23 protein-coding genes, 1 tRNA gene and 2 rRNA genes (1 of these 26 cut by a window edge) are annotated in these 25,958 nt (G+C 63.9%); 14 read left to right on the top strand and 12 right to left on the bottom strand.

The genetic code is table 11. The features are described 5' to 3' along the window. Positions 1–12: 12 nt before the first annotated feature. The 3 genes from ACZ1JY_RS08795 (at position 13) to ACZ1JY_RS08805 (ending at position 3,368) form a co-directional block, all read left to right on the top strand. Positions 13–1,782, top strand: a complete 1,770-nt coding sequence (locus ACZ1JY_RS08795) for a copper resistance system multicopper oxidase (protein ID WP_465129042.1) — start codon at positions 13–15, stop codon at positions 1,780–1,782. Then, the gene (locus tag ACZ1JY_RS08800) at positions 1,779–2,828 is read left to right on the top strand and encodes a copper resistance protein B (RefSeq protein WP_465129043.1); all 1,050 of its coding nucleotides are present in this window, start codon (positions 1,779–1,781) and stop codon (positions 2,826–2,828) included. The genes ACZ1JY_RS08795 and ACZ1JY_RS08800 overlap by 4 nt, the downstream gene beginning before the upstream one ends. A 66-nt stretch (positions 2,829–2,894) precedes the next feature. Next, a complete protein-coding gene (locus tag ACZ1JY_RS08805; protein WP_205525272.1) occupies positions 2,895–3,368 on the top strand; it encodes a DUF2721 domain-containing protein in 474 nt (157 codons plus the stop codon). A 264-nt stretch (positions 3,369–3,632) separates the two neighbouring features. On the opposite strand, the gene ACZ1JY_RS08810 is transcribed toward ACZ1JY_RS08805, so the two are convergent. The 4 genes from ACZ1JY_RS08810 to secB all read right to left on the bottom strand — a co-directional run bounded on the left by ACZ1JY_RS08810 (position 3,633) and on the right by secB (position 7,687). Further along, a complete protein-coding gene (locus ACZ1JY_RS08810; protein ID WP_168905108.1) occupies positions 3,633–4,373 on the bottom strand; it encodes a DUF4136 domain-containing protein in 741 nt (246 codons plus the stop codon). A 155-nt stretch (positions 4,374–4,528) separates the two neighbouring features. Then, the gene (gene trpS / locus ACZ1JY_RS08815; RefSeq protein WP_118073041.1) at positions 4,529–5,548 is read right to left on the bottom strand and encodes a tryptophan--tRNA ligase; all 1,020 of its coding nucleotides are present in this window, start codon (positions 5,546–5,548) and stop codon (positions 4,529–4,531) included. Positions 5,549–5,558: 10 nt separating this feature from the next. Continuing rightward, positions 5,559–7,130 carry a murein biosynthesis integral membrane protein MurJ gene (gene murJ / locus ACZ1JY_RS08820; protein WP_465129044.1) on the bottom strand — a complete coding sequence of 524 codons (1,572 nt, stop codon included), beginning with the start codon at positions 7,128–7,130 and terminating at the stop codon, positions 5,559–5,561. Positions 7,131–7,168: 38 nt separating this feature from the next. Further along, positions 7,169–7,687: a protein-export chaperone SecB gene (gene secB / locus ACZ1JY_RS08825; RefSeq protein WP_168905105.1), complete on the bottom strand. Its 519-nt coding sequence runs from the start codon at positions 7,685–7,687 to the stop codon at positions 7,169–7,171. Between the two features lie 269 nt (positions 7,688–7,956). Here secB and ACZ1JY_RS08830 point away from each other — a divergent pair, with 269 nt between their 5' ends. The 4 genes from ACZ1JY_RS08830 (at position 7,957) to ACZ1JY_RS08845 (ending at position 11,518) form a co-directional block, all read left to right on the top strand. Beyond that, a complete protein-coding gene (locus ACZ1JY_RS08830; protein WP_162895945.1) occupies positions 7,957–8,631 on the top strand; it encodes a Tim44/TimA family putative adaptor protein in 675 nt (224 codons plus the stop codon). Positions 8,632–8,648: 17 nt separating this feature from the next. Continuing rightward, entirely contained in the window at positions 8,649–9,857 is a 1,209-nt protein-coding gene (gene mltA, locus ACZ1JY_RS08835) for a murein transglycosylase A (protein ID WP_465130890.1), read from the top strand. Further along, entirely contained in the window at positions 9,854–10,426 is a 573-nt protein-coding gene (locus tag ACZ1JY_RS08840; RefSeq protein WP_465129045.1) for a Smr/MutS family protein, read from the top strand. The genes mltA and ACZ1JY_RS08840 overlap by 4 nt, the downstream gene beginning before the upstream one ends. 186 nt (positions 10,427–10,612) lie before the next feature. Beyond that, complete coding sequence (locus ACZ1JY_RS08845; protein WP_168905103.1) at positions 10,613–11,518, top strand: PDDEXK family nuclease; 906 nt, start codon at positions 10,613–10,615, stop codon at positions 11,516–11,518. 727 nt (positions 11,519–12,245) lie between these two features. Here ACZ1JY_RS08845 and mutM read toward each other — a convergent pair. Beyond that, positions 12,246–13,058: a bifunctional DNA-formamidopyrimidine glycosylase/DNA-(apurinic or apyrimidinic site) lyase gene (gene mutM / locus ACZ1JY_RS08850; RefSeq protein WP_465129046.1), complete on the bottom strand. Its 813-nt coding sequence runs from the start codon at positions 13,056–13,058 to the stop codon at positions 12,246–12,248. 60 nt (positions 13,059–13,118) lie between these two features. Between mutM and ACZ1JY_RS08855 the strand changes: the two genes are divergently transcribed. Genes ACZ1JY_RS08855 through ACZ1JY_RS08865 form a run of 3 tightly spaced genes read left to right on the top strand, consistent with a single transcriptional unit; the run spans position 13,119 to position 16,561 of the window. After that, on the top strand, positions 13,119–13,868 hold the full coding sequence (locus ACZ1JY_RS08855) for a class I SAM-dependent methyltransferase (RefSeq protein ID WP_465129047.1): 750 nt from the start codon (positions 13,119–13,121) through the stop codon (positions 13,866–13,868). Between the two features lie 4 nt (positions 13,869–13,872). Then, the gene (gene ubiB, locus ACZ1JY_RS08860) at positions 13,873–15,438 is read left to right on the top strand and encodes a 2-polyprenylphenol 6-hydroxylase (RefSeq protein ID WP_465129048.1); all 1,566 of its coding nucleotides are present in this window, start codon (positions 13,873–13,875) and stop codon (positions 15,436–15,438) included. Between the two features lie 13 nt (positions 15,439–15,451). Then, the gene (locus tag ACZ1JY_RS08865; RefSeq protein WP_465129049.1) at positions 15,452–16,561 is read left to right on the top strand and encodes an acyltransferase family protein; all 1,110 of its coding nucleotides are present in this window, start codon (positions 15,452–15,454) and stop codon (positions 16,559–16,561) included. 2 nt (positions 16,562–16,563) lie between these two features. Here ACZ1JY_RS08865 and ACZ1JY_RS08870 read toward each other — a convergent pair whose 3' ends face one another. Together ACZ1JY_RS08870 and ACZ1JY_RS08875 are read right to left on the bottom strand one after the other, a co-directional pair. Next, positions 16,564–17,046, bottom strand: coding sequence for a hypothetical protein (locus ACZ1JY_RS08870; protein WP_465129050.1), 483 nt, complete (start codon positions 17,044–17,046; stop codon positions 16,564–16,566). 83 nt (positions 17,047–17,129) lie between these two features. Further along, on the bottom strand, positions 17,130–17,528 hold the full coding sequence (locus ACZ1JY_RS08875; RefSeq protein WP_465129051.1) for a hypothetical protein: 399 nt from the start codon (positions 17,526–17,528) through the stop codon (positions 17,130–17,132). A 101-nt stretch (positions 17,529–17,629) separates the two neighbouring features. Here ACZ1JY_RS08875 and coaBC point away from each other — a divergent pair, with 101 nt between their 5' ends. Next, complete coding sequence (coaBC, locus tag ACZ1JY_RS08880; RefSeq protein ID WP_465129052.1) at positions 17,630–18,820, top strand: bifunctional phosphopantothenoylcysteine decarboxylase/phosphopantothenate--cysteine ligase CoaBC; 1,191 nt, start codon at positions 17,630–17,632, stop codon at positions 18,818–18,820. Beyond that, positions 18,807–19,274: a dUTP diphosphatase gene (dut, locus tag ACZ1JY_RS08885; RefSeq protein ID WP_465129053.1), complete on the top strand. Its 468-nt coding sequence runs from the start codon at positions 18,807–18,809 to the stop codon at positions 19,272–19,274. Before coaBC ends, dut begins: the two co-directional genes overlap by 14 nt. Before the next feature lie 13 nt (positions 19,275–19,287). On the opposite strand, the gene ACZ1JY_RS08890 is transcribed toward dut, so the two are convergent. Beyond that, complete coding sequence (locus tag ACZ1JY_RS08890; protein WP_465129054.1) at positions 19,288–19,854, bottom strand: group I truncated hemoglobin; 567 nt, start codon at positions 19,852–19,854, stop codon at positions 19,288–19,290. An 11-nt stretch (positions 19,855–19,865) separates the two neighbouring features. Then, positions 19,866–20,738 carry a DUF3034 family protein gene (locus ACZ1JY_RS08895; RefSeq protein ID WP_465129055.1) on the bottom strand — a complete coding sequence of 291 codons (873 nt, stop codon included), beginning with the start codon at positions 20,736–20,738 and terminating at the stop codon, positions 19,866–19,868. Positions 20,739–20,922: 184 nt separating this feature from the next. Between ACZ1JY_RS08895 and ACZ1JY_RS08900 the strand changes: the two genes are divergently transcribed. Continuing rightward, on the top strand, positions 20,923–21,516 hold the full coding sequence (locus tag ACZ1JY_RS08900; RefSeq protein WP_240946842.1) for a cupredoxin domain-containing protein: 594 nt from the start codon (positions 20,923–20,925) through the stop codon (positions 21,514–21,516). Beyond that, the gene (locus tag ACZ1JY_RS08905; protein ID WP_465129056.1) at positions 21,513–23,852 is read left to right on the top strand and encodes a bifunctional diguanylate cyclase/phosphodiesterase; all 2,340 of its coding nucleotides are present in this window, start codon (positions 21,513–21,515) and stop codon (positions 23,850–23,852) included. Before ACZ1JY_RS08900 ends, ACZ1JY_RS08905 begins: the two co-directional genes overlap by 4 nt. A 517-nt stretch (positions 23,853–24,369) precedes the next feature. Here the strand turns inward: ACZ1JY_RS08905 and ACZ1JY_RS08910 are convergent. The 3 genes from ACZ1JY_RS08910 to ACZ1JY_RS08920 all read right to left on the bottom strand — a co-directional run. Next, positions 24,370–24,446, bottom strand: a tRNA-Met gene (locus tag ACZ1JY_RS08910). Positions 24,447–24,581: 135 nt separating this feature from the next. After that, a 5S ribosomal RNA gene (rrf, locus tag ACZ1JY_RS08915) occupies positions 24,582–24,696 on the bottom strand. 159 nt (positions 24,697–24,855) lie between these two features. Further along, positions 24,856–25,958, bottom strand: a 23S ribosomal RNA gene (locus tag ACZ1JY_RS08920) (it continues 1,702 nt past the right edge of the window).

A 25,958-nucleotide genomic window follows, 5' to 3' on the forward strand; every position in this document is an offset into this window, starting at 1 on the left:
TAATCGCAGGTAATGACCGACACGCTCCATCTCAATCGCCGCAACCTGCTTCTCGGAGCAGGTAGCCTCGCCGCAATGCCGCTTGTCCCTGCCTGGGCGCAATCGGGCCACGGCGGCCATTCGCGTAAAGGCGGCGCCATGGCCGGGCGCAACACCGGCGGCGTGCTTTCGGGCGAGAGCATTGCCCTGTCCATCGGCGCGGCCAGGTTCGCGGTGGGGGATCGTTCTGCCCCCGCCATCGCGGTCAACGGTTCGATCCCCGCCCCGCTCATCCGCCTGCGCGAAGGGCAGAAGGTGCGCATCGCCGTTACCAACACGCTGGGTGAACAAAGCTCGATCCACTGGCATGGGCTGCTGGTGCCGTTCCAGATGGACGGCGTGCCCGGCCTGTCGTTCCCCGGCATCGATCCGGGCGAGACCTTCACCTACGAGTTCCCGATCGTGCATTCGGGCACCTTCTGGTATCATTCGCACTCGGGAATGCAGGAGGCCGAAGGGCTTTACGGCCCGATCCTGATCGACCCCGCCGAGCCCGACACCGCCGCCCCGTTTGACCGCGAATACGTGCTGATGCTGGCGGACTGGAGCCCGATGAACCCGCACGAGCAGCTGCGCAAGTTGAAGGCCATGGGTGGCTATTTCAACTGGCAGCGGCAGACGGTCGGCGGCCTGCTGAAAGGCAAGGACCAGAGCCTGAAGGAGCGGCTTGAATGGGCCAAGATGCGCATGGACGCGACCGACATCTCGGACGTGACCGGCGCAACCTATTCCTTCGTCATCAACGGGCACGACACCGCCGCCAACTGGACCGCCCTGTTCCGTCCCGGCGAGCGGGTGAAGCTGCGCATCATTAACGCCTCGTCGATGACCAACTTCAACTTCCGCATCCCCGGCCTGCCGATGACCGTCGTCGCCGCCGACGGCTGCAACGTCCAGCCGGTCGAAACGGATGAGTTCCAGATCGCGATTGCCGAAACCTACGACGTGATCGTCCAGCCGACCGAGGCCGCCCCCTTCGGCATCATCGCCGAGGCGATCGACCGCTCCGGGCTGGTCCGCGCCACGCTCGCCCCGCAGATCGGCATGGCCGGGGCCATCCCCGCCCGCCGCGCCCGCCCGGTCCTGACCATGCGCGACATGGGCATGGACATGAGCGGGATGGACATGGGGACGGGCGGCGAGATCGACCTGTCCCAGCCCGCCAACGAAAGCATGGCCGGCCATTCCATGAAGATGCGCGACCTCTCCCTTGCGCCCGGCGTGAAGCCGGGGCCGGGCGTCGCCACGATCTCGCCCATGCCCGCCGACCGTCTGGCCGACAAGCCGACTGGCCTCGAGGATGTCGACCACCGCGTGCTGACTTATGCCGACTTGCGCTCGCGCGATGCCAACCCCGATCGCCGCACGCCGTCGCGCCAGATCGACGTGAACCTCACCGCCAACATGGAGCGCTACATGTGGTCCATCGATGGCGAAACCATCTCCGACGGCGCCAAGCCGATCCCCTTCCGCAAGGGAGAGCGGGTGCGGGTGAACCTGATCAATCACACGATGATGCCGCACCCGATCCACCTGCACGGCCACTTCTTCGAACTGGTCACGGGAGAGCCGGGCAACCGGCCGCGCAAGCACACCGTCAACGTCCTGCCCGGCGGCAAGGCCAGCTTCGATCTCACCGCCGACGCCGAGGGCGACTGGGCGTTCCACTGCCACATGCTGCTGCACATGCATGCCGGGATGATGCGCGTCGTGACTGTGCGCAGCTCGGGAGATGCGGCATGAAGCGCCTGCTGCTCACCGGCGCGGCCCTGATCGCGACGCCCGCCCTCGCCCAGGAAGCGCAGGACCCGCACGCCGGCCACGATATGAGCCAGATGCAGGGCCAGATGGATCATTCCGGACACGACATGGGCGCCATGGACGGCCAGGCGGCCAAGGAACCGGCAATGCAGGGCATGGACCACTCCATGCACCAGCAGCCAGCGCCAGACACGCCCGCCGCCGCCCCCGCCGACGCCCCCGCCGACACTGCGCCGATGGATCACTCGGCCCACATGGGCCATGCCATGCCCACTGTAACCGACAGCGAAGTCGGCAATGCACCGCCGCCGCCCGTCCCGACCGACCATCCCGCCGATGGCTTCTGGGACAAGCAGCGCATGGCGCAGGCCCGCGCCGATTTGTCAAAGGAAGGGCGCTTCTTCGGCAACGCACTGATCCTCGATCGCCTCGAATATCGCCCACGCAATGGCAAGGACGGCTATGCGTGGCAGGCCATGGGCTGGATCGGCGGCGATATTGACCGCCTCGCCGTCGAAACCGAAGGCGAAGGTGCCTTCGGCGAACCGCTTGAAACCGGCGAAGCTCGCGCCGCCTGGCGCCACGCGCTCGATCCGTGGTGGAACTTCGAACTCGGCGCGCGGCAGGACTTCGGCGCTGGCCCCGATCGCACCTACGGCGTGATCGGTTTTGAAGGCCTTGCCCCCTACTGGTTCGAAGTCGGCGCCCACGCTTTCGTCTCGAACAAGGGCGACGTGCACTTCCGGCTCGAGGCAGAGCACGACATGCGCCTGACCCAGCGCCTGATCCTGCAACCCTCGATAGAGATCGACGCCGCTGCCCAGGACGTGCCGGAACTCGGCATCGGCGCGGGCCTTGAAAAGGTCGAACTGGGCGCCCGCGTCCGCTACGAATTCGCGCGCGAATTCGCGCCCTATGTCGGTGTGCACTGGGAGCGCAAGCTTGGCGAAACGGCCCGGCTGGCGCGCCTCGAAGGCGAAAGCCCCTCGCAGGTCAGCGCCGTGGTCGGCTTAAGGATGTGGTTCTGAATTCGTATCCGGCTTGCCCGCTTGCGCGGCAACGTGCGACAAAGGCCGGATGCAGCGAGTGTTTTCATGAATCCGGGCCATGCAGGCGTGATCGCCCAGACCATCCAGCTGGCCCTTGCCCCCGTGTTCGTCCTCGTGGCGATCGGCAATATCATGAACATCCTCACGACGCGGCTTGGCCGTATCGTCGACCGGTCCCGCGCCCTGCAAAGCCAGCACGCGCAGACCTCGGGCCGGGAGCATGATCTTGTCGTGATCGAGATTCGCTATGTCGATCGCCGCATCCATCTGATCGGCCGGGCGCTGCTGCTGCTGGTCGTGTCCGGCCTCGCGATCGGCGTCACCGTGGGATCGCTGTTCATCGGTGAAATGGCCGGGCTCGAACTGCGCAACCTTACCGGCATCACCTTCTTCGGCGCCATCGCGCTGCTGATGATTGCCCTGGTCTATCTCCTGCTGGAAACGCGCATAGCCGCCAGCTCCTTGCGCCTGCCGCAGGAATTGCTCGAGCTCGAACGCGATATCCCGCACCGGCAGTGACCCGCACGGTGTTCAGGCGCTTCGATAATGTGGGAACGTAGAAAGCCCGACGCGGCGCGAACGTTGTCGCATCCTCTCCCAAGGCCGCGTCGGGCAACGTTTACGCGGGCTGAATAGCGCATCCCCCAAGGGCTGTCACAAACAATCCGCTTTCGCGCGCAGCATGGCGCAAACCTGATGCAAACGCACAACACCACGCCTGCCGCACAAGCAGAAAGGCCCCGCATCGCTGCGAGGCCTTCCCGAATTTCAGCGCATTAAAGGTCAGTTGACCTTCTTCACCGTCTTCTTTTCCGGCGCGATCGAGATCCTCACCGTTTCCCCGTTGTTGCCGGGGAAGTCGGTGAACATCGCCTCGACGAGGTTCGGCACGACATAGGACAGGCGATTCGACGACGAGGCTGCTTCGGCCTTGCCTTCGAACAGGCGCTGGCCATCGGCACGGCGGTCAATCTTCAGGTCCATGCCCGAGGTGTAGACGGTCACGACGTCAACGCCGCCACCCCAGCCACCGCCGCCAAAGAAGAACGGGTCGTTCCATCCCCAGCCCCAGCCGCCGCCGACTATGCCACGACGGCCCCAGCGACCATATCCTGGGCCCCAACCCGGGCCCCAGCCGCCCCAGCCACCCCAACCGCCCCAGAACGGGTCGGCAAAGCCGGTGGAACGGACGCGGTCACGCCCGCCATCGATACCGTAGTCGAACTTGACCAGCAGGTCCGCGGTTTCAGCGGAAGCGGGCTGATAACCCAGCTTTTCCATCTGCCGACCAACCAGCGAGGCGTACTGCGCGAACTCGAGCCCGCCTGCATCCCGGGGATCGTCGGCCACGACCGCGAAGGTCTGGCCAGCCGGTGCCGGCAACTGCGCCTGGAAACGCTTGACGTCAGCCTTGAACGGCGTGGCACACCCGGCGAGCGAGACGAGCATCAGCGATACAGCCGAAAGCCCCAGAAGACGGCGCTTGCCGGAAGACGAGGGCTTCACTTTGGAAACGGAATTCATCCTTGCGACTCCTGTTATGCGTCCGCCGCCCCTTGCCAGACACACGCACTGCATAGCATGCCGCCTTTTTGGACGGGAAGTGCTGAATGCACGTTGAATGGTGCCTGCAACATATGTTGCAGGCACGTAATGTTTCGCAACGAACTGACGGAAAATCAGCCCCTTACAAGGCCCAATGCCTGATAGGTCTGCCTGAGCGTCGGCGCTGCCAGATCCCGCGCCTTCAACGCGCCCTTGGCCAGAATCGCGTCCAGCGCCTCGCCGTCCTGGCGCAACTGGCGATAGCGCGCCGCCATCGGCGACAGCGTCTCGACCAGCAGTTCGCCCAGCGCCGGCTTGAACTGGCCGAAGCCCTTGCCCTCGAATTGCGCCAGCACTGCGGCCGGGGTGGTCCCGGCCATCGCCGCATAGATGCCGACGAGGTTGTTCGCCTCGGGCCGCCCGGCGAGGCCCTCCACCGTGCCCGGCAGCGGCTCGGGATCGGTCTTGGCCTTCTTCACCTTCTGCATGATCGCATCGGCATCGTCGGTCAGGTTGATGCGGCTCATGTCCGAAGGATCGGACTTGCTCATCTTGGCGCTGCCATCGCGCAGGCTCATGATGCGCGCCGCCTCGGGCGGAATGATCGGATCAGGCAGCGTGAACAGCGGTGCGTCCTCGGCACAGAAGTCGTTGTTGAACTTCTGCGCGATGTCGCGCGCCAGTTCCAGATGCTGCTTCTGGTCCTCGCCCACCGGCACGTGAGTCGCCTGGTAGAGCAGCACGTCAGCCGCCTGCAGCACCGGATAGGTGAACAGCGCCACGCTCGCGCCCTCGCGGTTCTTGCCCGCCTTGTCCTTCCACTGCGTCATGCGGTTGAGCCAGCCCATCCGCGCCGTGCCATTGAGCAGCCATTGCAGTTCGGCATGGGCCGGAACCTGCGCCTGGTTGAACAGGATCGACTTGTCGGGATCGATCCCGCACGAAACCAGCGCCGCCACCATCTCGCGCGTGTTGGCGGCCAGTTCTGCAGGGCTATGCGGCATCGAAATGGCGTGGAGATCGGCCAGGAAATAAAGGCACTGCCCGCCCTTGGCCGACCACTCGTCCTGCATGCGCACCCAGTTCCGGATCGCACCCAGGTAGTTGCCGAGGTGGAGATTGCCGGTTGGCTGGATGCCGGAAACGATACGCATTTGAGTGCCTTCAGTTGGAGCGGCGACGCCGCAGGAGAAGCTTGAGGTCGTCCACCCGGAAAGCCCCGGTCAGGACGGCGGCAAGGCCATAGACGACGATGCCGCAGGAAACCAGCGCGCCCATCGCCGCGATCCGCAGCGTCCAGGTCCCATGGACATAGGGCATCACCAGCCCCTGCCCCGCCCAAAGCACCGCGCCCATCGCCAGCGCCGCCAGCGCCAACCGCACCGTCCGCCGCTTCAATCGCGCATCCGCTGCAAAGTGCCCGCGCTTGACCAGCGTATGATAGAGCAGCCAGACGTTGACGGTCGAGGCTATCGCCGTCGCCAGCGGCGGCCCCATGTGCCTGAGCGGCACGATCAGCGCGAGGTTGCCAGCAAGGTTCACCACCATCGAGATCGTGGCATAGCGCACCGGCGTCTTCGTATCCTGCCGCGCGTAGTATCCGGGCGTCAGCACCTTGACGAGAATATAGCTCGGCAGCCCGATCGAGAACGCCGCCAGCGCCTGCGCGGTGAAGTGCGTGTCCTGCGCGTCAAACTTGCCATAGCCGAACAGCGCCGCCGCAATCGGCTCGCCGCACAGCACCAGCGCGACCGTGGCGGGCAAGGTCAGCAGCAGCGCCAGTTCCATGCCCCGGTTCTGCGTTTCCATCGCCGCAGCTTCCTCGCCCCCGCCCAGCTGGCGCGAAATCGTCGGCAGCAGCACCGTGCCAAGCCCGATGCCGATCAGCCCCAGCGGCAACTGGTTCAGCCGGTCAGCCATGTAGATATAGGTGACCGAGCCGTGATCGAGCAGCGATGCGGCAAGGGCCGTCGAGATCACCAGATTGATCTGCACTGCACCCGCGCCTGCCGCCGCCGGCAGGATCAGCTTGAGCAACTGCTTCACTTCGGGCGAAAGCCGTGGACGCCGCAGCCGCAGCCGCACCCCGTTCTTCCGGCAAGCCCATGCCAGCCACGCCAGCTGCAACGCGCCCGATACCGACACCGCAATCGCCTGATTGCGCGCCGTCACCAGCGGATCGTCGGAATGGAAGCCCAGCAGCGCCACGATCAGCGTCAGGTTCAGCAGGATCGGCGCCGCCGCGTTGACCCAGAACTTGCCGAGCGAATTGAGGATGCCGCCGAACAGCGAGACGATGCTGATGAGCATCAGGTACGGGATCGTCCAGCGCGAAAGTTCCACCGCATAGGCGAACTGGTCCGCGCTCACCCCGTTGAACTTGCCCGAAAGCAGCAGCGTCACCGGCCAGGCGAAAACTTCCAGCACCACCGTCATGAACAGCAGCACCGGCAGCAGCACGGCGAGCGCCGCCTCGGCAAAGTCCAGCCCGTCGCGCAGGCCCTTGCCCTCGGGATCGGCCACCTTCTTGTTGAACATCGGGATGAAGGCGCTGGCAAACGCCCCTTCCGCGAACAAGGCGCGGAACATGTTGGGCAGCCGGAACGCGACAAGGAACGCGTCCGAGGCAAACGCCGCGCCGACGAACCGCGCGAACAGGCTGTCGCGCACCAGCCCGAGAATCCGGCTGAGCAGCGTCAGCCCGCCAATCGATCCGGTAGCCTTGAGGAGGTTCATAGCCGCACCCTTCGGGCCACCGGATTCAGTCTGTCAGATCAGGCCTGACCGGCCGGGGTCGCTTCCGCGGTCGCCTGGGCCTGCGCCAGCTGCTGCATGTACAGGCCGTTGAAATCGATCGGCTCGAGCATCAGCGGCGGATAGCCTGCATCGCGCACGGCATCGGCGACGATGCGGCGGGCGAACGGGAACAGGATGCGCGGACCTTCGGCGAACAGGAACGGATGGGCCTGGTCGTCGGGCACGTTGCGCATGCCGATGAGGCCGCAATAGGCCAGCTCGACGATGAACGCGGTGCCCTGGCTGCCCTTCGAGGTCACGTTGATCTTCAGCTCGATCTCGTGGATCTCCGGCTGGATCACGCGGGCCGAGATGTTGAAGTCCACCGCGATGTCGGGCGCTTCGCTCCACTGGTAGGATTCGGGCGCATTGGGGTTCTCGACCGAAAGGTCCTTCACATACTGCGAGATCAGGCCGATCGCGGGCGAAGTGTCTTCCCCGTTGGGAACGGGACCATCGACGTTGAGATTCGAAATGATGTTGCCTTCGTCGGCCATGTAGACGTGCTTTCTGTGTGGGTTTCCCTTGGCCGCGCGACTAGCACCATGGCCAAAGACCCGCAATCCGCCTTGTCTTGGTCAAGCTCTGCGCAAGCGTCTGGCGCATCAGCGCCACAACTGGCCAAGATTCTTTGCCAAGGGATGAGCCCAAAGGGTCATGCACGCGTTGTTCATTTGTAATCCGTACCTATTTGAGGCACGTTGGAATGACGCCGTGAGCTCAGGTCTTCCGATCCGGGGCCATGGACAGTTCGGGAATCTTGCGCGTGATTGTTCAAATTGTGATCCTGGCGATGATTGCGGCCTTCCTTGGCCTGCGCCTCTACTCCGTCCTCGGCCGCCGGCCCGAGCATGACGAGGAGCCGATGCGCCGCCGGATCGAACAGCCCGATCCTTCCGCCAAAGCGCAGCAGCCTGTGCAGCAGCAAGGCGGTTCCGCCGCGCCGCGCCCGCGCGAACTCGCAGCGCCTGCGCCCAGCACGTTTGACAACAGTGCCGAAGCCGGCGTCCGCGCCATCATTTCGGCCGATCGCCGTTTCGATGTCGCGCAGTTCCTTGCCGGCTCCAAGGGCGCCTACACCATGATCCTCGAAGCCTTCTGGCGCGGGGACAAGGACGATCTGCGCCAGCTCTGCGATGCTGACGTCTTCGAAGGCTTCAGCTCGGCCATCGATGCCCGCGCCGCTGCGGGCGAAGTGATCGACGCCCGCGTGATTCGCATCGAGGAAGCGCGCATCGTCGCCGCCTCGATCGCAGGACAGACCGCGCGCATCACCGTCCGCTTCCTGGCTGACATCGCCTCGGTCACCCGCAACGCGGAAGGGCAGGTCATCGCCGGCTCGCTCGACGATGCGATCGAAGCCCGCGATCTGTGGACCTTCCGCCGCGATCTCACCTCGCGCGATCCCGACTGGCTGCTCGACGAAACCGACGAGGCCTGAGGCTTCTAGTGAGGGGCATTCAACGGTTCTGCAAAACGAAGAGCGCTGCGATCATCGCGGCGCTCTTTCTGCTTGGCGGCTGCGTGCGCCTTGTGCCCGAAGGCAGTGCTCCGCGCCCGGTCACGCCGCCAACCCCGCCTGCGGTAAAGCCCGCCACCGCCGCGCTCACCGGCGTCATGCGCGGCCCCGTCACCGCGGGCCTCGGCTTCAAGCCCGATAACACCGCCGCCGCCCTGCAGGCCTTCGCCACGTCCTGCCCCCGGCTGACCCGCCGCACCGACAATTCCGGCCTCACCCGGCCCGAAGACTGGGCGCCCGCCTGCACCGCCGCCGCCACCTGGCCCGCTGGCGAAGCCGCGCGTTTCTTCACCACCTATTTCGAAACCGCCGAAGTCGGCGATGGCGCGGCCTTCGTCACCGGCTATTTCGAGCCCGAGATCGCAGGGTCCCGCACCCGCCAGCCGGGTTACGACGTGCCGGTCTATGCCCTGCCGAAGGACCTCGTACGCGCCAAACCGGGCGACGCGCAGCCCCTGCCCGATGGCAAGATGCCGCTCGGCCGCTATGACGATGCCGGCGTGTTCACTGCCTACCACGATCGCGGCCAGATCGAGGATGGCGCCCTGCAGGGCAAGGGCCTCGAAATCGCCTGGGCCGCCGATCCGGTCGAGTTCTTCTTCCTGCAGATCCAGGGCTCGGGCCGCCTGCGCGCCCCCGATGGCAGCGTGATCCGCTTAGGGTTCGCCGGACAGAACGGCCACGCCTACACCGGCATCGGCTCCTTGATGCGTGAGCGTGGGCTGATCGGCGCCTCGCCCGGGCAGTATTCCGGCTCGATGCAGGGCATTCAGCAATACCTGCGCGACTTCCCCGATGCCGGCAAAGCGCTGATGCGCCAGAACCGCAGCTACGTCTTCTTCCGCGAACTGACCGGCCCCGGCCCGGTCGGCGCGCTGAACGTGCCCATCGCAGGCCGCAGCACCGTCGCCGCCGATCCCGCCTTCGTGCCGCTGGGCGCACCGGTCTGGCTGCAGGTCGATCGCAAGGAAGCCAGCGGCCTTTGGGTCGCGCAGGACACCGGCGGCGCAATCCAGGGCGCCAACCGCTTTGACAGTTTCTGGGGCGCAGGCCCCGAAGCCCGCCAGATCGCCGGCGGCATGAGCGCCAGAGGCCGCGCCCTTATCCTCCTGCCCAAGGGGACGCTGGCGCGTCTCAGCCAGCAGTGAGCCGCGCTCCGAGAGGCCTCTCTCCGGAAGAGGCCGACCTGTGGAACAAGGTCGCCGCCACGATCACCCCGCTCCACCCGCCGCGCCCCAAGGCGAAAGCGGCAGAGCCAGCGCTGGCCGTAACGCTCCCGCCGCCCCCGCCGCCGAAGCGCGTGAAAGGCCGGGTGCCGTCCCCGCTGCCCACGCCCGCGCCAACCCCAGTCGCCCGCCCGCTGCAAAACCACGGCCTCGATTCCAGCTGGGACCGCAAACTGGCGCGAGGACCGATCACCCCCGACGTAACCATAGACCTCCACGGCCTCACCCTCGACGCCGCCCACACCCGCCTCAACGCCAGCCTGTCGCAAGCCCTCGCCATGGGCGCCCGCGTCATGCTCCTCATCGCCGGCAAACCCCGCCCCCACGACGAACAGGACCACCGCGGCAACCGCCGCGGCGCCATCCGCGCCAAACTCCTCGACTGGCTCGCCCACAGCCCCCACGCCAGCCAGATTGCGGCGGTAAGGCCCGCGCAGCCGAGGCACGGCGGCGCGGGCGCGGTTTACATTGTGCTGCGGAAGGGGCGGTGAACCCCACCAAAATCCTCCCCGTTTTTGCAAAGCACAAACGGGGAGGTGGCATTCGCGCCAGCGAATGACGGAGGGGCCGGTCGCAAAAAAGTTGAGTGATTCAGCGATATAATTAATGATGGCTTTTACAATCAGCCATATAAATATTTTTAGTATTCAGCCGTCAGTGAAATCAAAAGGTGCACAGTGGATCACGGCGCAACATTCGGTACCCTTGTCGATGTTTCAATCCGTGAAGCATGGTCACACGAAGCCCATCGTTTCACGCCGTGGCTCGCATCAAATCTTGATCGTCTATCAGCATTAATTGGCATTCCACTTGAACTGATCGGCACTGAAACCCGTGTCGGCTCCTTTAGTGCTGACATTCTTGCGAAAAATTCGGCGGACGACAGTATCGTTTTAATTGAAAACCAACTTGAAGCTTCGGATCATACCCACCTAGGCCAGATTATGACCTACCTTGCCGGGCTTTCAACTCATACGATGATTTGGGTTGCGCCGAATTTTCGAGACGAACACCTCTCAGCGATCCGTTGGCTAAACGAACATACAATTGACCCGTTTGCGTTTTTCGCGATCAGAGTGCGAGTTCTGCGGATAGATAACTCACCCTTGGCTCCACTTTTCGAGATCATTGAGCGCCCGAATAATTGGGATCGCCAGCTAGCCCAGCAGAAGCGCACTGCAGAAGGCAACTTGAGCGAGTTAGGCCAAAACCGGCGGCAGTTTTGGACGCATTTTTGTGGCAAATATCCATCTTATGGGACACCTGATGCAGCGAGTTCCCGTTGGAGTATACTTCCTGGGACGGACGCAGTTGTAGTTCAATATCTCGCACGTGACAGTGTCGGTGTGTTTGTTAGGCCGCGTCGAGGTGGGGCGATGGAAGACTTGGCGATTGAGCTAGCGCCTTACCTCGCAGCTCTAGCAACCAGCCTCGCCGCGCCCGCCGGTGGTCAGACGAGTTTTCTCTCTCAAAATCTTAAAATCGATACCTCTAACCGGGAAAATTGGGATCAAATGGCAGATTGGCTCGATGAAAGAGTTCGGGCGTATCAAGAAACTTTTGCAAGTGTCTGCACCAGCTAAAACCAAGCGATACACTCAAGAACTGAATTGACAAAACGAACCATATAGGTTATACGCCCCGCCCACAGGTCAGGAGAGGGCACAAGGCCAACCCGCTCCTCTCCTTCGGAAGCTGACGCTGTGTGCCGATGCTTCCGGCGCGATCGGTGCGGCAGGTGCGCGCGGGTTCAACAAGGGGCGTAAAGCCCAAGACCCACCGGGCAAGACCTGCCGTTACCCAAGGACAGACAGGACACCCCAGGGCTGATAGCACGGCGCCGAACCCTGAGCGACGCTGCGGATGCGGAACCCGCCATGATTGTGCGACTTGTCAGCACAAACGACAGGTTCTTTTCACGCAGCCGCTTGCCAGAAGCCAAGGCAGCCCGCGAGCCGCTGCCAAAGCTTCGTCCTCTCACCTATGTCCGACCATCAGGCTGAGCCGATCAGGGGCCCGGAACCGCCCCCGGCCACTCGCACCCGGTCCCGCGCCCCATCCCTTGCGTGCCACAACGGCACCGCACCGGTCGCGCGATCTGTCAGCTTCCCACCGGCGTTACCGTCCGCACTCGCCAGCGGATGCTTTTTTGTATCAAGCGTGGAATGGTTCACGCAGAGACGCAGAGGAAGAAAGGGAGACGCAGAGTCTTTGGGCAGGCGCCTGCGGCGCAGCCGCCTCAAACTCTCCTCTTCTCCGCGTCTCCCCCTGCTTCTCTGCGTCTCTGCGTGAAACAGGAAAGCGCCGAAGCTACTTCTGGCACTTCGCACAGAAGAACGACGATCGCCCGCCCTGGACGATGCGCTCCACGGTGCCGCCGCAGGTGCACGGCTCGCCCTCGCGGCCATAGACGGCAAAGTCCTTGGCGAAATAGCCCAGCTCGCCGTCGGGCCGGGCATAGTCGCGCAAGGTCGATCCGCCGGCCACGATCGATTCCTCCAGCACCGCCTTGATCGCCGGGACGAGCAGCTTCAGTTCGCCCGGCTTGACCTTCCCGCCCTCGCGCGCCGGATGCACTCGCGCGCGATAGAGCGCCTCGCACACATAGATATTGCCCAGCCCCGACACGATGCGCTGGTCGAGCAGCAACAATTTCACCGCCGCAATGCGGTCCTTGAACGCCTTTGCCAGCACCTTCGGCGTCAGATCAGGCCCCAATGGCTCCGGCCCCAGTGCCGCGAATTGCGGCCAGCTCGCCAGCTTGTCGCTGTCGACAAGGTCCACGGAACCGAACCGCCGCGCATCGTTCAGCGACAGGACCCTCCCTTCCCCGGTCTCCAGCACGAGGTGGTCGTGCTTGCCGATGTCTTCCGGATCGATTCGCCAGCGCCCCGACATGCCGAGGTGGAACACCATCGTCCGCTCGCGGTCGGTTTGGATCAGGCCATACTTGGCCCGCCGTGAAAGCCCCGTCACCCGCGCACCGGTCAGCGCCTGCGCCAGATCGACCGGAAACGGCCGCCGCAGATCGGCCCGGTTCACCCGGACGCTCGTGATCACCTGCCCCTCCAGCACGGTTGCAAGGCCGCGAACGGTCGTCTCTACTTCTGGCAATTCCGGCATATCCTCTCCACCCCTATCAGTCTTTGCCGTCCGGGCAATTCCCCACTAAAGGGCCAAGGCATGACCGCATCAGAATCCGCGCACGAAACCGCCTCCTTCGGCTACGAAGACATCCCGGCAGAAGAGAAGGAAGGCCGCGTCGGCGCGATCTTCTCGAACGTCGCGCGCAAGTATGACGTGATGAACGATGCCATGTCGGTCGGCATGCACCGGCTGTGGAAGGACAAGTTCGTGAAGCGCGTGCGCCCCCAGCCGGGCGAGGCGATTCTCGACATGGCCGGCGGCACGGGCGACATCGCCTTCCGCATGGCCAAGCACGGCGCACAGATCACCGTGTCCGACATCAACCAGGACATGCTCGATGTCGGCATCGAACGGGCCGGAAAGCGCGGCATCGAAGGCCTCGAATGGTCGCGCCAGAACGCCGAGGAACTGACTTTCCCCGATCGTGTGTTCGATGCCTACACCATCGCTTTCGGCATCCGCAACGTCACGCACATCGACCGCGCCCTTGCCGAAGCCCATCGCGTATTGAAGTTCGGCGGCCGCTTCTTCTGCCTCGAATTCTCGACGACCGAATGGCCCGGCTTTTCCGAAATCTACGACGCCTATTCGCACAAGCTGGTCCCCAAGCTCGGCCAGATGATCGCGGGCGACGAGGAATCCTACCGCTACCTGATCGAATCGATCCGCCGCTTCCCGCCGATGCCCGAGTTCGAGAAGATGATTCAGGCCGCCGGCTTCAAACGCACCCGGGTCGAGCCGATCCTGGGCGGCCTGGTCGCGATCCATTCGGGGTGGAAGGTCTGATCGCTTGACCCTTCCCGCCACGCATATCCGCCGCCTGCTCGGCTGGGGCATCACGCTTGCCCGCCACGGCGCGCTGGTCGGCATCGAGAACGATCGCAATACCCCCGCCCCGGTCCGGCGGCTGGTGAAGCTGGCGCGCTGGATCGCGCTGACCGGCAAGAGTCGCAAGCCCGATTATGCAGGGGCGTTTCGCGCGATCGGGCCGGCTGCGATCAAGCTGGGCCAGACGCTGGCCACCCGGCCCGACCTTGTCGGCGAGGAAGCGGCGCACAACCTGCTCGCGCTGCAGGACCAGCTGCCCCCGGTCGATTTCGCGCTGATCCGCGCCGAGATCGAGCGCTCGTTCGAAAAGCCGCTCGAAGCGCTGTTCTCCTCGTTCGATCCGGTCCCGGTCGGTGCAGCCTCGGTCGCGCAGGTCCACCGCGCGGTGACGACAGAGGGCCGCAAGGTCGCGGTCAAGATCCTGCGCCCCGGCGTGCGCGAAAAATTCGCGCGAGATATCGACACCTACGAATGGGCCGCCGCCCATCTCGAAGGCCTCGGCGGTGAAGCCAGCCGCCTGCGCCCGCGCATGGTCATCGCCAACTTCAAGCGCTGGACCGTGCGCGAGCTCGACTTGCGCCGCGAAGCCGCCTCGGCCTCGGAACTGGCCGAAACCATGCGCGCCCACGCCGGCTATCGCGTCCCCGCCATCGACTGGGACCGCACCAATGGCCGGGTGATGACGCTCGACTGGATCGATGGCGTCAAGATCAGCGATACCGCCGCGCTCGATGCCGCGGGACATGATCGCAAGGCTCTTGCCCAGCGCCTCGTCCTCGCCTTCCTCACCCAGGCGATCAACGGCGGCTACTTCCACGCCGACATGCATCAGGGCAACCTGTTCGTGGAACCCGATGGCACCATCGTCGCCATCGATTTCGGCATCATGGGCCGGATCGACCGCCGCGCCCGCCAGTGGCTCGCCGAGATTCTCTATGGCCTGACCACCGGCAATTATCGCCGCGTCGCAGAAATCCACTTCGAGGCGCAATACGTGCCAAGCTACCACTCGGTCGACGAATTCGCCACGGCCCTGCGCGCGGTGGGTGAGCCGATGCGCGGCAAGCCGGTGTCCGAACTCTCGGTCGGCCAGATGCTCGACGGCCTCTTCGCCATCACCCGCGATTTCGACATGCAGACCCAGCCGCACCTGCTGCTGCTGCAGAAGACCATGGTCATGGTCGAAGGCATCGCCACCCAACTCGATCCCGAGATCAACATGTGGGAAACCTCGGCGCCCTTCGTGCGCGCCTGGGTGCGCGACGAGCTCGGCCCCGAAGCCGCAATCGCCGATCGCGTGCGTGAAGACGCGCAGACCCTGCTGCGCATCCCCGACCTGATCCGCCGCATTGAGGACCGCTTCCCGCCAAAGGGCGGCGCACCCGAAGCGCCGCCGCTGCCCAAGGTCGAACTGATGTGGCAGCGCAAGCGCCGCAAGCGCGGGAGCGGCATGTTCGGCCAGCTCCTCACCTTCCTCGCGGGCGGCGCCCTCGTCATCGGCACCCACGCCCTTGGCTGGTGGGGCTGAGAAGACCGCTCCCTTGAGCCACGACCTTTCGCACTTGCGCTTGCCGAAGCGCCACTTCCACGCGCTGGACCTGTCGCGCCTGCTGGCGGCGATCATGGTGCTGTTCTGGCATTACCAGCACGTGTTCGTGCCGCCGGTGCCATACCATGTGCACGTCAACCGCGCGATCCAGCCGTGGTACGAGGCGCTCTCGTGGCTCTACAACCACGGCCATACTGCCGTGCAGTATTTCTGGGCGGTATCGGGCTTCGTCTTCGCGCACGTCTATCTCGCCGACGCCAACTACAAGGCGCGCTTCTGGCCAGCCCGCATCGCCCGCCTCTGGCCGCTGCACCTGCTGACGCTGGGCCTGATGGCAATCCTGCAGGGCATCTACGTCGCCCGCACCGGCACCGAGTTCATCTATCACACCAACGATCTCAAGCACTTCCTGCTTTCGATCCCGCTGATGCAGTACTGGGGCTGGCAGGATAACCAGTCGTTCAACGGCCCCTCGTGGTCGCTCTCGACCGAGATCCTCGCCTACCTCGTGTTCTTCCTGAGCATCCCCGCCCTGCGCCGCGCCCCGCTGGCCTTGGCCCTGCCGCTGGGCGCGCTGCTGCTATACGGCATGCTGAAGGGCCTGCCCAACAAGGACGTGCTGTCCTGCATCGGCTACTTCATGCTCGGCTGCGCGGCCTATGGTGCGACGCTGAAGGGCTGGCTGCGCCCGGCCACGCTCCTGCCGCTCGGCATGGCCCTCCTGGCGAGCGCCTTCATGCTCAAGGCCAACTACCGCAGCGGCGATGCGGCGACGATCGCCGGCACTTTCGCGGTCCTGTTCCTGACGCTGGCGCTTGACCTCAATGACGAAAAGGGCCGCCTGCAGTTCGGCCAGAAGCTCGGCGATGCCTCCTACGGCATCTACCTCTGGCACATTCCGATCCAGTTGACGCTCGTCCTGATCCTCGATTCCACGGGCCTTTCGCGCGACATTGCCCGCCAGCCGTGGTTCCTGATCCTCTTCGTCACCCTCGCCATCGCGGCGGGCTTCATCAGCCATGCGAAATTCGAACGTCCCGCCCAACGCGCCGTTTTCGCGCTCTGGGCTAGGTGGAAGGCGCGGGGCTCTGAAGCCAGCTGAAGTCAGGGCCTGTCCGCAACGTATTCGTTGCCGACAAACCCGATCTTGAAATCACCCGATTCTGCCGTTGCGTAAGTCACTGCGGCCATCAAGGCAGCCAAGCGTTCATAGTCTTTCTTGCCCTGCCGCATGTTTTCGGGCCAGAAAGCGACTTCACCGTTTCGCACCCGCAAAACTGCGCCTGCCGCAAAACCGCAGTGCCGTTCCAATGCTTTTGCGAATTCCTCGACAGACGAAAAGTCCGCTCGTTTCGGCAAACCCTCAAGCAGTCCGCGCTTGCGAAGGGTTTCCTTTGTCTCCGCAAGCCAAAGAGCCTTGGCTCGGGCAAATCTCCGCTCGGTGAATGCACTATCCAGCACCTCATCTTCAAAGGCGACGTCCGCGCCACGGGCAGCAGTCTCGATGCACTCCAGATGCTCGGGTTTCGCACCTGCCGCACTTGCAATTGTGATGACGTAGCCCCGCACAAGGTCATCATAGGCCATCGAGATTCCCGCGGCGTTCAGGCCACAGGCAACAAGACCCTCGCGCAAAACCTGCTCTTGGGCTGCAGGAGGCGTGTCACTGATCACCCCGCAATCTCGCCCAGCTTGTGGTGCGGCAGCATGCGCCATGCCGCCAGCATCAGCACCACGTGCGCCGCCTCGACCGCCATCGGCACCGGCCAGCCCGGATAGGCCCCGGTCACCGCCAGATTGATCGCGCGGCCCACAAACGAGGTGCCGAACAGCAGCGCCGGGACCAGCATGAGGTCGGCATTCCGGCGCCACGCACCCCACATCATGCAGAACGCGGCCACGCCGAAGAACGAGGTGAAGTCGGCGCGGATGGTGGATACGCCCCCCACGCCGGTGGCGGCGATGCCGAAGCCGGTGGCCTGCTGGACCGGATCGGTCAGGAAACCGATCGCCAGGAACAGGTCGAACAGCCCGGCCAGGAACACCAGCGCCGTCAGTATCAGTCTCATCTCTCGATCCCCCGTTATGGTTTGGGACAGACTGTGCCCGAACGCGTCCCCTCGCGCAAAAGGATTGCGCGCAGGGCCCGGCCATTGCACAAGCCCCATTCATGCAGGGAAAGCGCATCCTCCTCATCATTGGCGGCGGCATCGCGGCCTACAAGTCGTGCGAACTGGTTCGCCTGCTGCGCAAGCAGGGCGCGGACGTCACCTGCGTGCTGACCGAGGGCGGGTCGCACTTCATCACCGCGATGACGCTGGCGGCACTTTCGGAAAACCCCGTCCACACCACGCTGTGGGACCTCAAGAACGAGGTCGAGATGGGCCACATCCAGCTCTCGCGGGCATCCGATCTCGTCGTCGTCTGCCCGGCCACGGCAGACCTGATGGCGCGCATGGCGGGCGGCATCGCCAACGATCTGGCGACCACGCTACTCCTCGCGACCGACAAGCCGGTGCTCACGGTGCCCGCCATGAACGTGCGCATGTGGCAGCACGCGGCGACGCAGCGCAACGTCGCCACTCTGCGCGCAGACGGCGTGACCGTGATGGAGCCAGATGAAGGCGCGATGGCCTGCGGCGAATTCGGCCCCGGCCGCCTCCCCGAACCGCCTGCGATCTGCGCGGAAATTGCCCGCCATCTTGGCAGTGCAGCCAAGCCGCTCACCGGCCGCCACGTCCTCATCACCGCAGGCCCTACCCACGAACCGATCGACCCGGTGCGTTACATCGCCAACCGCTCTAGCGGGAAGCAGGGCTACGCCATCGCCGCCGCCGCCGCCCGCGCAGGTGCTTCGGTCACGCTCGTCTCCGGCCCGGTGAACCTGCCCACGCCACAGGGCGTAACCCGGATCGATGTGGAAACCGCGCGCCAGATGGCCGCTGCCGTCGATGCGGCACTACCGGCCGACGTCGCGATCATGGTCGCAGCCGTGGCCGACTGGCGCAGCGCCGGAGAAGCCGCGCAGAAGATCAAGAAGGACGGCTCCGGCGCAGTCCCGCCGCTGCAACTGGTCGAAAACCCGGACATCCTTGCCAGCTTAAGCAAGTCCGATCGCCGCCCGCCACTGGTGGTCGGCTTTGCCGCCGAAACCAACGACGTGCTCGATCACGCCAAGGCCAAATTGGCGCGCAAGGGGGCGGACTGGATCGTCGCCAACGATGTCGCCACGCACAAGATGGGTGGCGAGGTCAACCTCCTCCACATCGTCAGCGCGGCGGGCGTCGAGAGCCTGCCCGAACTCCCCAAGGACGCGGCCGCCGCGCTCCTGATCGAAAGAATTGCCGATGCACTCGCCTGAAGTCCCCGTCCTCGTAAAGCGCCTGCCCCACGGGCTGGACCTGCCACTGCCGGCCTATGCCACCGATGGCGCAGCAGGCATGGACGTGGTCGCAGCCGAGGACGTCGATCTTGCCCCCGGCGCGCGCCACGCCGTTGCCACCGGTCTTTCGGTCGCTATCCCGGCGGGCTACGAAATCCAGGTCCGCCCGCGCTCGGGCCTCGCGCTCAAGCATGGCGTCACCGTGCCCAACACGCCCGGCACGATCGACAGCGACTACCGCGGCGAACTGAAAGTGATCCTCATCAACCACGGCAGCGACAGCTTTGCGATCCGCCGTGGCGACCGTGTCGCCCAGCTAGTCGTCGCACCGGTTACGCGCGGAATCTGGGTAGAGGCCGAAACGCTCGACCATACAGCGCGCGGCGAAGGCGGGTTCGGCTCCACCGGCGGGCTGGCCTCGCTGCAAGGCTGAGGCCGCCAGCCCTTCATCGTTCGACGATGTGCCGATCCATCGGCGCCAGCTTTGCCAAAAGGCGGTTCTGCGCAGCGAAGGGCACCTGCCCCTCGCGCATCGCCTGCTGGAGGTTTTCCACCAGAGCGTTGAGATCGGCGCGGGTGATCCCGAGATCCTTGTGGGCAGCCGTCATGTCGCGCCCGGTATAAGCGCAGCCGGCGTTCAACAGGAAACAGAACTGTTCGAACAGGGTGCGTCGCAGGCGAACCATATCCTGGTTCTTGAAAATGGCGGAAATGCGCGGGTCGCTCTCGTTGAGCATGACCAGTCGATCCACGATGCGGCGGATTCCATCCTGACCGCCGAAGGCCCGGGCCATGCTGTCGCCGGTGAAGGGGGCGGCCTCCGCATTGGCAGGGCTTTGCTCATAGGGATCGACCGGCAGTTCGCCGGTGACAGGATCGGCTACCTTCTTCTCGACCCCGAATTCCTTTTCCCAATCGACGCCGGAGAAATTGTCCTGCGCAGCTGGGGGCTCCTGCGCATCGGGGGTGACCGGCTGGGCGGCAAGCAACGCGAGGGCGAGGGCAAATGGCATCAACAGCTTCCTTAGAATGCGATCTGGAGCGAGACGAGCCCGCCGCGCTGGCCATCGAAAGTGGCGACCGAGCCGACATCGGTATAGGCCGCGGTCAACGTGGCGTTGCGGGTGACAGCCCAGGCCACGAACAGGTCGTGGCTATCATCCTCGCGCGCGATGGCAAGATTGCTGGGCCGCGTCCGGTATTCCCCGCCGACGACAAGGCGTGGACTCAGCATCCACGCAAGCGAGCCCTCGAACTGCAGCGTGCGGTCAGTCTGGTTGGGACCGCCGAAACCCAACAGGCCGAACTGGTTGGCATTGGTCAGGCGCGCGGTGGCGTTCACCAACAGGCTTTTCGAAAGGAACAGCTTGGTGGCGCTGGCCGTGAAATCGGTGCCCGACGCCGACGCTGCACCCACCGCCCTGACAATGGCGCCATCAAGGCTCCGCTTGTGTTGCACCCCCAGACTGATCTGCGGCATCAGGGGCGAACCATAGACGACATCACCAATCAGCCGCACCTTCGCGCCGAAGACGTCCTGATTGAAGCGGTAACCCTCGCCCAGGCCAAGGGCAGCGCCAACCTTGCGCGTATCGAAGTTCTGGCGGGCATAGGACAGCTCAAGCCGGTCCTTGATGCCCACGGCAAAACCGTGGCTCTGCCAGCCATAGTCGGCCAGCTCGATACCAGTGACATGGGCGGAGAGCCCAAGCCCGCGGTCGGTTTCCATGCCTGCAATCGTGGCCCAGCTGGCAAGCCCGCCGCCGCTGGCGCCCTCGATCGAGGAAATGCCATTGGTCAGCACCAGCTTTCCGCCGTCCAACAGCGGATCGGCTTGCGCAGGGCAAGCAAGCATCAGGCTGGCCATGGCCATGCCCCACTTCGAATTCTTGAACATGCTTCTGCCACCATTGTCGAACCACGAGGCAAAAGGGTTAATCAAGAGCTGTTGGGAAATCCTAAAGCAACCTCTAGGCAGGATTCTGAATTTCTAAGGCATTCTGTCGTAATCGGGCCTCATGAGAAACCGCCCCCGCTTCAGAGCCTGGTCTTATCAAGCACGCCGGTCCGGCCCGCTGGGCTTGGCGCTGACGCTACCGCTGCTGATCTCGGCCACGCCGGCAAACGTGCTGCCGGTGCAGGTGGTCGATCAGGCGGGCGTTCCATTGCGCGATGCGGTGATCGAGATCCGGCCACCGGCTGGCAACACCCGCCGCCCGGCTTTCGCGTGGCGCAATGCCATGGCGCAGAAGAACCAGGCTTTCGTGCCGGGCACACTGATCGTGCCAGTGGGCGCAGTGGTGGCTTTCCCGAACCTCGATAACCTGCGCCATTCGATCTACAGCTTTTCCAGGCCAGGCCCGTTCAAGATAGATCTCTATGGGCAGGACCAGACGCGGACGCACCAGTTCAAGGTGGCCGGCACGATCGCGCTGGGGTGCAATATCCACGACAAGATGCAGGGCTTTATCCGCGTGACCGACACGCCCTTTGCCGCGCGCAGCGATCTGAACGGACTGGCCGCCATCGAGGGCCTCGGTCGCGGCACGTATGATGTCATCGTCTGGCATCCCCGCATCCGCGGGACAGGTGGCGAGTGGCGCGGCAAGATGGTGCTGGAACCGGGCAACCGCGGCCGGATCATGGTGGCGGTGCGGCCTGGCAACGGCAAATGAAACGGTCGATTGTGCAGGCGCTTGACCAGCCACTCCGCCGCCTGCGCAAAGCGATTGGCGTACGCGTCCGTTCACTCGGCAGCCGGATTGCACTGCTGTACGTCGTGTTGCTGGCAGTGGTCACAACCGCAACGCTGATCGCGGCTGGTTCAGGCGTCAACACGTTCGCCTACGAAACTGCCGAGCGCGAGCTTGCCGCCAATTCCCGCGTGTTCGACCAGATCATTGCCAGCAGGCAAAGGCAGATGGCCGACGCGGGCGAAGTCGTCGCCCACGATTTCGGCTTTCGCGAAGCCCTGGCCACTGGCGATGCGCCAACCCTCGTTTCGGCCCTGCAAAGCCTGCGTGATCGCGCCAAGGTCAGCGAAGTGGCCATCGTCCAGCTCGACGGCAGCGTAATCTCTTCGAACATGGCCACGACGGTCAAGGGCACGGCCATGCTGTCACGGCTGGAAAACGGTGCCGATCGCGGCGTCATCCGGCTCGGCCAGGCGCAAGCGCTGGGCGCTGCCGTGCCGATCGAGATGCCCGATCTTGCCGGATGGCTGGTCCTGCTCAACACGCTTGGCCCGGCCGACATGGCACAGCTTTCAGGCCTGTCGGCCGCACCGATAGAGGCTCGCGTGATCGAGCGGGCGCAACTCGACGGGCACCTCGCTTCGCTCCAGCTTGGCCAGATCGCCGAAATGGAGGGCCGCGACGGCCCGAGACTCGTCCGCGTTTCGGCAATTCCGAGTCTGGAAGACGGCAACGAGCCGCGCCTGGTGATGGCACATTCGCTGAACTCGGTGCTGGCCCGGTATTTCAGCTTGCGCCTGGTGCTGATGCTGATCGGATTGTTTGGCCTGTTGGCCGGTGCGTGGGCCGCAGTCCGCCTCTCCCGCGAAATTGCGCGGCCGCTGCAGCTCCTTGCGGAAGCCGCACGCGCCTACGCCGGCGGTGCAGTCGCCAAGGTCAAGGTAGAAGGGGCAATGGAGGTGCGCTCACTCGCTTCCAGCTTCAATGCGATGGTCGATGCGGTGGAAGAGCGCGAGCAGCAGATCATGCACGCATCGCTCCACGATGCGCTGACCGGCCTGCCAAATCGCCGCTTCTTCATCGAAAAGCTGGATCGCGCGGTAGCCCGGCAAAGCGGAAGCCATCGCACGCTTGTTGCCTTCATCGATCTTGACGATTTCAAGGCGATCAACGACGCGATGGGCCATCCCTTTGGCGACGAGCTGCTGTGGAGCGTGGGACAGACGCTGCAGGAACGCTTTCCCAACGCCATGGTGGCGCGGCTCGGAGGCGATGAGTTCGGTCTTCTGCTCGAGGGGATTGAACCCGCCACCGATTGCACGGCTCTGGCCAGAACCCTCGAAACTTTGCTCAACCGCGAGTTGAGCATCGACGGGCGCGGCATCGCGATTTCGGCCAGCATCGGCATCGCGATTGGCCCACAGGATGCCGACAGCTCCGATTCCCTGCTCAAATGCTCCGATCTTGCGCTTCTTCGTGCCCGGAACGAAGGCAAGGGCGCCTGCCACTTCTTCGAAACCGAGCTGGACGCCGAGGCAAGCCGCCGGCGCCACCTCGAAATCGATCTGCGCCGCGCGATCCGCGACGGTGATTTCGAACTGTACTTCCAGCCCCTGTTTTCCATCTCGGAAAATCGCATCAAAGGCTTCGAGGCGTTGATGCGCTGGCCGCACAAGGAACACGGGATGATCGGACCGGCCACCTTTATCCCGATCGCGGAAGAAACCGGCCTGATCGTGCAACTCGGTGAGTGGGCCCTGCGCGACGCTTGCCGCCAGGCGGCCCAATGGCCGGAAGATATCAGTGTCGCCGTCAATATCTCGCCCCGCCAGTTGATGACCGACGGCCTCGCCCCCTGTATCGCACAGGCATTGGCACAAAGCGGGCTGTCGGCAAGCCGCCTCGAACTCGAAATCACCGAAAGCGTGTTCATCGGCAACGTCGACAAGACGCTGAAGCTCCTCCACTCGCTGCAGGCATTGGGTGTGCGCGTGGCGCTCGACGACTTCGGCACCGGCTACTCCTCGCTCAGCTATCTGCGCTCCTTCCCCTTCAACAAGATCAAGATCGACCAGAGCTTCGTGCGTGCCTTGGAGGAAGGCGGGAGTGCGCACGCGATCGTGCGGACAATCACCACCCTGGCAGATGCACTGGGGATGGAAACTCTCGCGGAAGGCGTGGAAACTCAAGCTTTGATGGACATTCTGCGCCACGAAGGCTGTGACATGATCCAGGGCTATCTCATCGGCCGGCCTGTTCCGGGCGAACAGGTGCAGCGCTTGCTGCCAAGCCAGCAAAAAACAGTTGTCCTAAGTTGAATGCGGATTCCGAGGTCATGACGGCGGCCATTTCGCGTCATTCCCAGCCACCTGCCGGGGAAACTGTGAAGCGTGATCGCTGGTCCATTCTGGCGGCTTGATCTGCGCCGGAGAGATGGATGCCGACGCGGAGGCCGAAGGGGCGCAAAGTTGCGCTGCTGAAGGGTATCACCCGCTCCCCTGTCCGGGTCATGGTGGCGCGCCTTGAGGTCTCTGGCGTCGAGTTGCCGGTTGAGCCTGAGATCAACGTTGAAGACGGCCGTCCGCGACGCCATTCAAGCAACCAGACAAAAAGGCGCTCATCCTCGATACCGTACGGCATCGCTCTACTGAGTCATGGCCGCCATAACGAGCCATAACCCAGAACAATGCCTGGACAGGCGCGTTCCCAAAATGCGGGAGGACCAATCATGGCCGATCTATCCGCGTGGGGAGGTAACCCAGACCGCACCACAGGATGGGTGGCCCACAAACGGAAACACCGCCCCGAGGGGCGGTGCACCGAGTTCTGTACAGATGGTTGCGGGGGCAGGATTTGAACCTGCGACCTTCAGGTTATGAGCCTGACGAGCTACCGGGCTGCTCCACCCCGCGCCGGGGTTGTTTGTGCGAGCGGCCGATTTGCGGCCTTTCGCGATCTCTTGAGCCTGATCCGTGATGCGCATGTGCGCTTGGGATCGGGCTTGTGAGATATGTGAATGGGTTTGTTGAACTTCCGCAAGCTGCAATGCCTGGCGACGACCTACTCTTCCAACGCTTGAGCGTTAGTACCATTGGCGCTGTCCGGTTTCACGGCCGAGTTCGAGATGGGATCGGGTGGGGCACGGACGCTATGGTCACCAGGCAATGGAGCCTGCGGATGTTTTTAATCGATGCGTATCAGCTGGACCCGTTGTTGCAGGGGCCTTGCCGTTCAGATGTCTGGCTGGAGGATCGTCCGTCCAACGACGCTTTGTCTCACGAGTGTTTCCCGTGCGCAGAGCTGTCATTGATGGTGGGACTCTTCAAGCATGAACAGAGTTATTAGGACCGGTTAGCTTCATGCGTTACCGCACTTCCACACCCGGCCTATCAACGTGATGGTCTATCACGACTCGATGATACCTTATCTTGAGGGAGGCTTCCCGCTTAGATGCTTTCAGCGGTTATCCCGTCCATGCATAGCTACCCTGCTGCGCTCCTGGCGGAACGACAGGTACACCAGAGGCATGTTCACCCCGGTCCTCTCGTACTAGGGGCAACTCCTCTCAAGTATCGACGCCCACGGCAGATAGGGACCAAACTGTCTCGCGACGTTCTGAACCCAGCTCACGTACCACTTTAATTGGCGAACAGCCAAACCCTTGGGACCTGCTCCAGCCCCAGGATGTGATGAGCCGACATCGAGGTGCCAAACGATTCCGTCGATATGAGCTCTTGGGAATCATCAGCCTGTTATCCCCGGCGTACCTTTTATCCGTTGAGCGATGGCCCTTCCACGAGGGACCACCGGATCACTATGACCGACTTTCGTCTCTGCTCGACTCGTCAGTCTCGCAGTCAGGCAGGCTTATGCCATTGCACTCTAACAGCCGGTTTCCAACCGGCCTGAGCCTACCATCGCGCGCCTCCGTTACTCTTTAGGAGGCGACCGCCCCAGTCAAACTACCCGCCACAGAGGGTCCCCGAACCGGCTAACGGTCCTGGGTTAGACATCAGAAAACAACAGGGTGGTATTTCACCTATGGCTCCACACCAGCTGGCGCCGGTGCTTCAAAGCCTCCCACCTATGCTACACAATTCTTTCCTAATGCCACTCTGAAGCTGCAGTAAAGGTGCACGGGGTCTTTCCGTCTAACCGCGGGTACTCCGCATCTTCACGGAGAATTCAATTTCGCTGAGCATATCCTGGAGACAGTGGGGAAGTCGTTACGCCATTCGTGCAGGTCGGAACTTACCCGACAAGGAATTTCGCTACCTTAGGACCGTTATAGTTACGGCCGCCGTTTACCGGGGCTTCAATTCGGAGCTTGCACTCCTCCTCTTAACCTTCCGGCACCGGGCAGGCGTCAGACCCTATACGTCGTCTTGAAGCCGACTTAGCAGAGTCCTGTGTTTTTGCTAAAC

Source organism: Novosphingobium sp. BL-A-41-Hi4B-X5A (genome assembly GCF_055521705.1).

Excerpts from the sequence above, each read along its gene's own strand:
- ACZ1JY_RS08805 (WP_205525272.1), top strand. The coding sequence starts at position 2,895 with ATGAATCCGGGCCATGCAGGCGTGATCGCCCAGACCATCCAGCTGGCC.
- ACZ1JY_RS08895 (WP_465129055.1), bottom strand. The coding sequence starts at position 20,738 with ATGTTCAAGAATTCGAAGTGGGGCATGGCCATGGCCAGCCTGATGCTT.
- ACZ1JY_RS08810 (WP_168905108.1), bottom strand. The coding sequence starts at position 4,373 with ATGAATTCCGTTTCCAAAGTGAAGCCCTCGTCTTCCGGCAAGCGCCGT.
- trpS (WP_118073041.1), bottom strand. The coding sequence starts at position 5,548 with ATGCGTATCGTTTCCGGCATCCAGCCAACCGGCAATCTCCACCTCGGC.
- ACZ1JY_RS08800 (WP_465129043.1), top strand. The coding sequence starts at position 1,779 with ATGAAGCGCCTGCTGCTCACCGGCGCGGCCCTGATCGCGACGCCCGCC.
- ACZ1JY_RS08890 (WP_465129054.1), bottom strand. The coding sequence starts at position 19,854 with ATGCCATTTGCCCTCGCCCTCGCGTTGCTTGCCGCCCAGCCGGTCACC.
- coaBC (WP_465129052.1), top strand. The coding sequence starts at position 17,630 with ATGCAGGGAAAGCGCATCCTCCTCATCATTGGCGGCGGCATCGCGGCC.
- ACZ1JY_RS08870 (WP_465129050.1), bottom strand. The coding sequence starts at position 17,046 with ATGGCCTATGATGACCTTGTGCGGGGCTACGTCATCACAATTGCAAGT.
- dut (WP_465129053.1), top strand. The coding sequence starts at position 18,807 with ATGCACTCGCCTGAAGTCCCCGTCCTCGTAAAGCGCCTGCCCCACGGG.
- ACZ1JY_RS08855 (WP_465129047.1), top strand. The coding sequence starts at position 13,119 with ATGACCGCATCAGAATCCGCGCACGAAACCGCCTCCTTCGGCTACGAA.
- ACZ1JY_RS08875 (WP_465129051.1), bottom strand. The coding sequence starts at position 17,528 with ATGAGACTGATACTGACGGCGCTGGTGTTCCTGGCCGGGCTGTTCGAC.
- secB (WP_168905105.1), bottom strand. The coding sequence starts at position 7,687 with ATGGCCGACGAAGGCAACATCATTTCGAATCTCAACGTCGATGGTCCC.
- ACZ1JY_RS08795 (WP_465129042.1), top strand. The coding sequence starts at position 13 with ATGACCGACACGCTCCATCTCAATCGCCGCAACCTGCTTCTCGGAGCA.
- ACZ1JY_RS08905 (WP_465129056.1), top strand. The coding sequence starts at position 21,513 with ATGAAACGGTCGATTGTGCAGGCGCTTGACCAGCCACTCCGCCGCCTG.
- mutM (WP_465129046.1), bottom strand. The coding sequence starts at position 13,058 with ATGCCGGAATTGCCAGAAGTAGAGACGACCGTTCGCGGCCTTGCAACC.
- murJ (WP_465129044.1), bottom strand. The coding sequence starts at position 7,130 with ATGAACCTCCTCAAGGCTACCGGATCGATTGGCGGGCTGACGCTGCTC.